At 56.3% G+C, this 8,335-nt stretch carries 8 protein-coding genes; 1 reads left to right on the forward strand and 7 read right to left on the reverse strand.

Annotation, left to right across the window (positions count from 1 at the left end; all coding sequences use genetic code 11):
- Window positions 1-79: 79 nt before the first annotated feature.
- The 7 genes from AC2FHW_RS19730 to AC2FHW_RS19760 form a co-directional block, all read right to left on the reverse strand.
- Window positions 80-1,330: a glycerate kinase type-2 family protein gene (locus AC2FHW_RS19730; RefSeq protein ID WP_496822496.1), complete on the reverse strand. Its 1,251-nt coding sequence runs from the start codon at window positions 1,328-1,330 to the stop codon at window positions 80-82.
- A gap of 17 nt (window positions 1,331-1,347) precedes the next feature.
- A complete protein-coding gene (locus AC2FHW_RS19735; protein WP_496710203.1) occupies window positions 1,348-1,614 on the reverse strand; it encodes a GNAT family N-acetyltransferase in 267 nt (88 codons plus the stop codon).
- A gap of 15 nt (window positions 1,615-1,629) precedes the next feature.
- On the reverse strand, window positions 1,630-2,907 hold the full coding sequence (locus tag AC2FHW_RS19740) for an MGH1-like glycoside hydrolase domain-containing protein (RefSeq protein ID WP_142640341.1): 1,278 nt from the start codon (window positions 2,905-2,907) through the stop codon (window positions 1,630-1,632).
- 12 nt (window positions 2,908-2,919) lie between these two features.
- Window positions 2,920-3,960 carry an ABC transporter ATP-binding protein gene (locus tag AC2FHW_RS19745; RefSeq protein ID WP_142640342.1) on the reverse strand — a complete coding sequence of 347 codons (1,041 nt, stop codon included), beginning with the start codon at window positions 3,958-3,960 and terminating at the stop codon, window positions 2,920-2,922.
- Window positions 3,961-3,983: 23 nt separating this feature from the next.
- Complete coding sequence (locus AC2FHW_RS19750; protein ID WP_221929508.1) at window positions 3,984-4,820, reverse strand: carbohydrate ABC transporter permease; 837 nt, start codon at window positions 4,818-4,820, stop codon at window positions 3,984-3,986.
- Entirely contained in the window at window positions 4,817-5,662 is an 846-nt protein-coding gene (locus AC2FHW_RS19755; protein ID WP_142640343.1) for a carbohydrate ABC transporter permease, read from the reverse strand. The genes AC2FHW_RS19750 and AC2FHW_RS19755 overlap by 4 nt, the downstream gene beginning before the upstream one ends.
- 77 nt (window positions 5,663-5,739) lie before the next feature.
- On the reverse strand, window positions 5,740-7,008 hold the full coding sequence (locus AC2FHW_RS19760) for an ABC transporter substrate-binding protein (protein WP_496822498.1): 1,269 nt from the start codon (window positions 7,006-7,008) through the stop codon (window positions 5,740-5,742).
- Window positions 7,009-7,219: 211 nt separating this feature from the next.
- On the opposite strand from AC2FHW_RS19760, the gene AC2FHW_RS19765 reads away from it, so the two are divergent.
- On the forward strand, window positions 7,220-8,230 hold the full coding sequence (locus AC2FHW_RS19765; RefSeq protein WP_142640345.1) for a LacI family DNA-binding transcriptional regulator: 1,011 nt from the start codon (window positions 7,220-7,222) through the stop codon (window positions 8,228-8,230).
- The last annotated feature ends 105 nt before the right edge of the window (window positions 8,231-8,335 follow it).

Genomic DNA, 8,335 nt, shown 5'->3' on the forward strand with positions numbered 1-8,335 from the left:
CCCCTGAAACTCACGGGTATGAATCACGCAGGCGGGATGACGGCAACCAAATTAATAGGTCCAGAACCTAGGGATTGAATCACTTGGGAAGGATCAAAATCGCTCTAAAGTCGTTAACGTTTGTTAGGGTTGGTCCTGGAACGATTTGACCTCCGATTGCACCGAAGAAACTATGGGCATCATTGCGGTCCAGCACTTCTCGGGCTGAGACGCCTTTGCCGGACGCTTGTGCTAGCGTATCGGGCCCTGCATAAGCACCGGCCACTTCTGCCGCACCGTCTACGCCATCTGTGTCGCAAGCCAGTATGTGGATGCCCGCCGCCCCGTTCAGAGCCAATGCCGCGGCCAGCGTGAACTCGGCATTGGGACCTCCAATGCCGTTTCCCCGCCTTGTAACGGTGCATTCACCACCGGATAGCAGCAAGGTCGGGCGCTTGATTGTTGACTGCAACAAAAGGGCCTCCGCCGCTTGATGCGCTGCCAGTACTCTTGCTTCTCCTTCCAATGCATCTCCTAGAAGATGCACCTTGCAGCCTTGAGCCTCAGCCTCCGCGGCAGCAGCCTCAAGGGATTGCACCGGGGCAGCGATCACGCGCGTTTCTGCGCGCAAAAAGATGGGATCATCCGGAGGGATGACGCTGGAATTAGACAGCATCGCTTCTGATACAGTAATTCCGTAGTGCTTCAGGATATCGATTGCATCCTTTGCACTGCTTTTTTCACCCACAGTTGGGCCCGAGGCGATCAGCGCCGGATCATCACCCGGCACATCGGAAATCAGCAAGCTAAGCATCTGTGCTGGTGCACAGGCCGCCGCCAGTTGTCCACCTTTGACGCGACTCAGGTGTTTTCGGACGATGTTCATGTCTCCGATCGGTGCGCCAGAGGCCAAGAGCGCTTGGTTGAGCGCAATCTTGTCGGCGAGGGTGACGCCCGCTGCCGCGGCACAAAGCAACGCTGACCCCCCACCCGAGATTAAGGCGATTACCGTATCCTCCGAAGTCGTATCCTGAACCATCTCCAACATCCGGATCGTTGCAGCTTCACCAGCGGCATCCGGCACTGGGTGCGCCGCCTCGACAATCTCGATACCATTACACGGTCGAGCAAACCCATAACGGGTAATGACGAGCCCCTCACAAGGGCCATAGTAGGACTCAACGGCTTCGGCCATGCGGGCACTGGCCTTGCCTGCTCCTATCACCAGCAGCCGCCCCTTTGGACGCTTTGGCAAGTGTGGGGGCACCACGAGCATGGGGTCGGCCACAGCAACGGCGGTGGAAAAGAGGTGTTCCAGAAAGCTTCGAGGGTTGTTGGCGGGGTCAATCATAGGTTTCCTATTCCGGATCAGGCGATGGGCCGTTGTAAGAACCAACGGCTGTGTTCTGACGGCCCACGATTCGGTCCGTTTTCTAGCTTGCCAAACTGTACAAACCCCCAACGCAGATAGATCTCGCGCGCCTTGGGATCAGAGGTGTCGAGCCAAACGTTGTGACAACCCCTCGCTACGGCCAAAGTAGAAGCGCGCTCGAACAACGCGCGTGCTAACCCCTGACGCCGGCAAAGCAAAGCCATGAGAGCAAATGAACTCATCTGCTTGGGCCATGATCTCATTGATGCGCGAACGCTTCATGCTGGCACTTTTTGGTTTTTGAGGATTTCGATCACCATGGCAGCGGTCCAGGTAAAATCTCCACCACCACAGGGCTCGCCGCTGTTTGGGTCATAGTATTCTGCAAAGCCACTTTTCTCGATGAGGCGCAAACTGTCAGCCAGGATACGCTGCGCCATGGCCCCCTGCTCTGACCGACCTAGGCCTTCGGCAATCAAATAATTCACGATTAACCATGTCGGTCCGCGCCAATAGCGCAGGCTGTCAAAAGCGCCATCTATTGGGTCGTGACTGGGCACCAGATAGCCGCATCGCTCAGCCAACAAAGCGATCCGCCGTGCGAGCGCATCAGCTCGCGCATGAGGGACATCGGCAATTGCCGCGAGCAACCCACCAATCGAAGGTGTGTCTTGCAGATGACCAGCAGCGCGGTTGTAACACGTGTATTGCCCAAGCGTCGGGTTCCATAGGCTTTCCAGTGCCGCACGACCCTTCGTGGCCATCGCGCGGGCCTCAGAGGCCATCGAGGGATCGCCTAAGAACTCGGCCAAATCCGCAACATCGTCGCAAGACCGTATCAGGATGCCGTTAAAGCCTGGATCAACGAGGCAAAATGGCGAGGCATCGTGGAGCTTCGCATTATCCCATCCAAGCCCTCGGAAGTACTCGACCAGCCAGATATAGCACTTGTATTGCTCGTCCGACGGGCGGTGATCTGGGTTGGCGTGGGTCGTATCCCGTCGCGTAAATGGCGCGATACCCTCGATCGGCACGGCGTCCAGCCCTTCATCCCAATCCACAGAGTTGTCTCGGCCAGACTCCCACGGGTGAATGATTGCGACCAGTCCCGTGCTTTTGGGATCGCGGTCGCGGTAGAACCATTTGTGCCATGCATGGACCTTGGGCAGGAGCTTGGCCAGACGCTCGCGCGCGACTGCTTTGTCTTCAGTCCGATCATAAAGCTTGCGCAACGCAAAACCCGCAACCGCTGGCTGGGTGATTCCAGTCGTGGGCACATCTCGCCTTGTTTGCCAGACGTTAGGACCTGGGAAATATCCATCATCTGGTTCGTGGAAAATGATATGTGGCACCATACCATCGTCCCACTGATGGGCCATAAGAGTCTCGACCTCGACCCAGGCCCGATCCATGTCGAAATGCGAAAAGCCAAGCGCGGACAAAGCACTGTCCCAGTTCCATTGGAAAGGATAGAGGCCATGGGTAGGAACGGTGTAGGTGCCCCTATCATTTCCTTCCATGACGCCTCGGGCCTGATCGATCAGAGCTTGGCTCATCCTGTTTCTCCCTTAAGCGACGGCCAGAGTGGTTTCGGAGTCAAACCAACGCCCCCGTCCCTCTTGCGGTGCCAGCGTAAGTACGTCACCAGGTTTCACGCTGAGCTCACTGTCCAGAACTGCGCGGAACTGGTGTCCGTCCACGTCACAAGTCACAAGTAAATGTGCGCCCAAAGGCTCAACAACCTTGGCTCGCGCTCCAAACCCCTGATCTGCAATGCGCAAATCTTCCGGGCGAATGGCCCATTTCAGATCCTTGCCATTTGCAGGACCGTCAAGGTTCTGCCCGGCAACTGTCCAGCGACCAGAGCCCGCAGCTTCAGCGGGGAGGAAATTCATAGGCGGATTGCCGATGAAACTGGCCACAAACTCGGCCGCTGGATCCCGATACACCTCGATGGGCGAGGCTGCCTGCACAATCTTGCCCTGATGCATGACGCTGATCCGGTCAGCCATGGACATGGCTTCGACCTGATCGTGGGTCACATAGATGGCAGTGGTCTTGCTTTCTGCCAGAACACCCTTCAGCTCGGCACGCATTTCCATCCGCAACAGCGCGTCGAGGTTCGACAGCGGTTCGTCCATCAGGATCACGTCCGGCTCCATTGCCAAGGCACGGGCAACTGCAACCCTCTGGCGCTGACCGCCCGACAACTCACCCGAATAGCGCTTTAGGAGTTGCTCGATATGCATCAAACCTGCGGTGCGTTCGACCCGGCGCTTGACCTCATCATCCGGCAGTTTTTGCATCCGCAGCCCAAAGCCAATGTTCTCGAACACAGTTAGGTGCGGAAACACCGCATAGTTTTGGAATACCATCGAGATGCCGCGATCTTTGGGCGACAGGTGATCCACCCGGCGGCCACCGATCCAGACTTCGCCGGTTGTCGCTGTCTCAAGTCCGGCGATGATACGCAAAAGCGTAGATTTACCACAGCCCGAAGCCCCCAGAAGGACCATGAACTCCTGGTCTGCGATGGTAAGGTTGATGTCATGCAGAGCTTGGTAAGACCCAAAGTTCTTGGCGACGTTTTTGATCTGTATTTCAGCCATAACAGTTTCCTTTCAGCCACCGCTCAGCGGTTGGCGATGCCCCACATGGCAAAGAGATATTTGCGCACAGCGAAGATGAAAATCAGCGCAGGCACCACGAGGATGAAGCCGCCTGCAAATTTCAGGTGCAACGGGGCCTCGCCCAGTGTCTGCAACAGGAATGCGGGCAACGTGCGGTTTTCGATGGTCAGCACGGCGGCTGCAAACACTTCGTTCCACGAGATTACAAAGGCGAAAATCGCCGAGGCCGTGATCCCCGGAAGTACCAAGGGCAAGATCACCTTGGTAAAGGCAGTCAGCCGTGTGCAGCCCAATGTCCAAGCCGCCTCTTCCAGCTCAAGCGGTATGCCTGAAAAAAGCGAAAAGGTGATGAGCACCGCGAAGGGGATCGCCAACGTTGTGTGAACCAGCGCCAGACCAAAAGCCGTATCATCCAAGCCCGTACGGATGAAGAGAACTGCCAAGGGCAGTGCCAGAAGCGGCAAGGGAAAGGCCCGTGTCAGCAAGATCAGCAACCGGAACAGCTCTTTCCCACGGAAGTCGAACCGCGATAGGGCGTAGCCCGCGGGGGCTCCGATGGCGATGGACATCACCATCGTCATCAAAGCCACCACAACCGAGTTCCACAGCGCCCTCAGCATCCCCTGGAACCCCATGAAGAATTCCAGGGATCCCATATTGAACTCCGGGATGAAGCTCTTGGGGAAACTGTTCACCGTATCCGGTGAGGACATTGTGTTCACGAACAGCAGGTAGAGCGGTATAATCACCCAGGCACACAGCAAGATCACCCCTGCTCGGTAAAGCCCCCTTCCCGCCTTGCGGGTGTCAGGGGCTACGACGTCTGCTACAGCCATCATATCGTGGCTCCTTTCGGGACGCGCAGAGCGCGCATGATGATCAGAGTGAAGACGATAGAGATAATCAGAACGATGATCGCCAGCGCTGCTGCTGCCCCACTATTTTGCAGGTCAAACTGATAGGCGTAGATCTCGCCCATAAGCACCGGGAAGATCGTGCCCCCAAGAGCTGCAACCACGGCGAAGACCTCGAAGGCCAGGATGACGCGCAGGACCAGGGCCGTTTGCAGCGACGGGCGCAATAGCGGCAGGGTGATACGCGTGAACTGTTTCCAGCGCGAGGCGCCAAACACATCCGCAGCTTCGTAGTATTCCTTGGGGATCAGGCCGATGCCCGCCACAAGGATCACCAGCATGATCGCAGTTGCGCGCCAAATCTCAGCAAGCATAATCGCCAGGAACACTACCCACGGTGTTTGATAACTCAGCAAACTTACAGGTTGGTCAGTGACACCAAGCCCGACCATCATCGAGTTCAGGAAACCCGACTGCTCGAAGATCGCCAGCCAGATGATACCGGCGGCAAGATCAGAAATACCCAGCGGAATGGTCCAAATATACAGAACCAGATCACGGCCCTTTTCCATTTTCGTGACCATCGTGGCCATCAGAAGTGACAGCGCCAGCTGGATCGGTACCACGGCCGCGGCCAGAAGAAAGGTGTTCTTCATCGAGATCGGGAACTTCCAGTAGCTCACGACCTCGCGAAAGTTATCCAGTGAAAAGCCGTTCCCTGTTCCAAAAGCCTGCTGCGCAACCAGCGCAAACGGATAGAGGAAAAACAGGCAAAGAAATAGCGTCACCGGGAGGATCAGAAAATAGGGCAAAAGCCGCGCTTCCATCGGACCACTCCTTTAAATTGGGATTTTGCTGGGGGAGCCGGGCCACAGCTTCGGCGGCCCGGCAGTCAGGGAAGGTCTTATTCGACCGGGCAAGCACCTTCCGATGGTGCATCTGGTGCCCAGCAAGGCGCGCCAGTTTCAGTCATGATCTTTTCCAGCTGTTTCTTTTGATCTTCCAGAACCCGCTCGATGGGCTGACCAGCCAGAACAATGCGCTCGAACGCATCTACGTAAACACGATTGAAATCCCCACCCATGCTACCCAGACCTGCAGGCAGCAGGCCAGGATTAGCATCTGGTGAGCCGCTCATCGTGGCAACCGCTACGCCGGCAGCTTTGACCGAAGGCGGCAGATCGTCTGGCAGTTCGACTTCAACCACAGGGAAGAAGTTTGTGGCCTTCAGGGTCGCAATCTGTGTTTCGGGCTGCATCAAATAGGTCACCAACGCTTTGGCACCTTCTACATCTGGCGCGGTGCGTGGGATGGCAACACCTGCCAGAACAGGCATGAAGCCACGGCCGGTCGGACCAGCAGGCGCCGGGAAGGCAACAAAATCGTCAGGACGCTCATTAAACGCCTGTGCAAGGCGCGAGGTGTGGTCGAAGACGATCCAGGCATCGCCGTTCAACAGCTGTTCCTGCATGAACGAGAAGTTGGTCGATGCAGGGTTTGTATGGCTCCACAGCTCTTTGAACTTCTCCCATGCTGTCACAGCCTCGGGCGATGCAAATGTCCGCACGACACCATCAGTGTAGGACGGGTAGAGGTAGCCTTGGAAGAAGCGGTGTTTTAGACCCTTGGGTCCTGCAGGAAAGCCGAATTTCTTCTGGCCAGTTGCTTCTTCTACATTCGCCGCCCATGCGATCAACTGGTCATAGGTCAGCGCATTGATGTCCGCACCTTCAGGCAGGTATTGCAGCGCTTCCTTATTGGCGGCCATGATGTAGCTCGCTTGCATCCAAGGCATGTAGTGCAGGCCGTCAGTTCCCAGCTTGGCCAGATCATTGAAAGTGTCTGAGGCCGACATGACGCCAAGATCACTGAGGTCCATTAGGTCATCAGGGTTCATCGCCGAGAAGTTGCCGTGCAAAGAACCCAGCAAGTCAATGCTACCCGAGCCCGCTTGTAGTTCAGCTTGCAAACGCGTCAGCCAAGGGCCGTCTTCGTTCGGCTGGTAATCCACTCCACCATCGAAGCCACCAAGAACCTCGGTCCGCATCGCCTGCGCTTCTTCGGCTGGCCGGGCCTGGGTCGACCAGAACAGAGTTTCAGCTTGCACGGTGACAGCGCCAACAAGCATGGCCACACCGGACACGGCTCCCGCCAGCTTCGAATGAATAGACATGTTTTCCTCCCTATGTCTGAGGTTGTCCAAAACCAGGCAACCTCCCTCCCTCGCCGACAACCTTGGATCAGTCCGAGGGAGAATGCAGTTACTATGATATATCGTTGTATCATGAGTCAAGCCTCTTGCCGCCAAGCGTTCGTCATAAACTGCTTGCCATTTGCAAAACCGCTTGCGACTTTAGGCAAACGTTATACCAAGACTGTGACCCATGACGAAAAAACCCACCTTATCCAGCGTTGCCAAAGAAGCGGGTGTGTCGGTTCCAACCGTCAGCCAGGTTATGCGTGACACTGGTCGAATTTCAGAGAAGACCCGTCAGAAAGTCCTGAGCGCAGCCAAGCGTCTGCGCTACGTCCCAAATCAAGCGGCGGCCGCAATGCGATCGGGCGACAATCGCGAAATCGGTTTCATCATTAACAAATTGGCCAACCCGTTTAACGCAGAGGTTGTCAGCGGCGCTGTCGACTTGCTCGAAACCGAAGGTTTCATGGTGTCGGTCCTCGATGCACAAGGAGACCTTCAGCGTCAGGACCGCCTCCTGGAAGCCTGCATCAGATTTGGTCGCCGTGGTTTGATTTGGGTGCCGGCGCTCGACACGAACGAGGACGCTATGGAGCTTCTGGAAACCCACGGTGTTCCCGCTGTTACTTTCATGCGCAAGGTATCACAGTCCCTTGATCACGTTGGTGTTCTAAACACAGAGGCTCTTGCTCAAGCCACACAGCATTTGATTGATTTGGGACACAGGTACATCGCCTATTTTGGCGGCACCGAGCAAACGTCGGTGCGCGAGGAGCGCATCGCCGGTTACCTTAGCGTTTGTGAAAAACTGGATGGCGTGCGCCCAATAATCTGGCCATGTGAGGAGACCAAGCGCGCCGGATTTGACGCTGTCGCAGCGCTCCGTCACAAACACCCCGAGGTGACAGGCATTGTTTGTAACGGAGATGTTGTAGCGCTTGGTGCCTGCTTCGGCTTGATCCAGTCAGGTTTGAAACCCGGACATGATTTTTCGGTAGTAGGCTTCGATGACATCGAGGATGCTGCCGTCTCGACGCCCGGCCTGACAACCATGGCGATCGACCCGAAGATGTTAGGCAAGCGATTGGCCGAGATCCTTCTGGACCGAATGCGAACACCCGAACTTCCAGTCCGTCATTTCGAGTATTCTGCGGTCCTGAAAGTGCGGGGAACATCCGGAGAAGCCCCAGAAATATAGAGACACGGCCTGAATTCCTACCGAAATCACTAGGCTCCAGACTCATTGATTTACAGCCAGAATAGGACTGTAGCAGCGAGAGCGATGGCCGAGAGGAATACCTTT

This window comes from Ruegeria sp. YTSA108, from assembly GCF_059610185.1.

Bases quoted from the DNA above. Each gene is read 5' to 3' on its own strand.
- AC2FHW_RS19750 (WP_221929508.1), bottom strand. From the start codon at position 4,820: ATGATGGCTGTAGCAGACGTCGTAGCCCCTGACACCCGCAAGGCGGGA.
- AC2FHW_RS19760 (WP_496822498.1), bottom strand. From the start codon at position 7,008: ATGTCTATTCATTCGAAGCTGGCGGGAGCCGTGTCCGGTGTGGCCATG.
- AC2FHW_RS19730 (WP_496822496.1), bottom strand. From the start codon at position 1,330: ATGATTGACCCCGCCAACAACCCTCGAAGCTTTCTGGAACACCTCTTT.
- AC2FHW_RS19765 (WP_142640345.1), top strand. From the start codon at position 7,220: ATGACGAAAAAACCCACCTTATCCAGCGTTGCCAAAGAAGCGGGTGTG.
- AC2FHW_RS19735 (WP_496710203.1), bottom strand. From the start codon at position 1,614: ATGAGATCATGGCCCAAGCAGATGAGTTCATTTGCTCTCATGGCTTTG.
- AC2FHW_RS19755 (WP_142640343.1), bottom strand. From the start codon at position 5,662: ATGGAAGCGCGGCTTTTGCCCTATTTTCTGATCCTCCCGGTGACGCTA.
- AC2FHW_RS19745 (WP_142640342.1), bottom strand. From the start codon at position 3,960: ATGGCTGAAATACAGATCAAAAACGTCGCCAAGAACTTTGGGTCTTAC.
- AC2FHW_RS19740 (WP_142640341.1), bottom strand. From the start codon at position 2,907: ATGAGCCAAGCTCTGATCGATCAGGCCCGAGGCGTCATGGAAGGAAAT.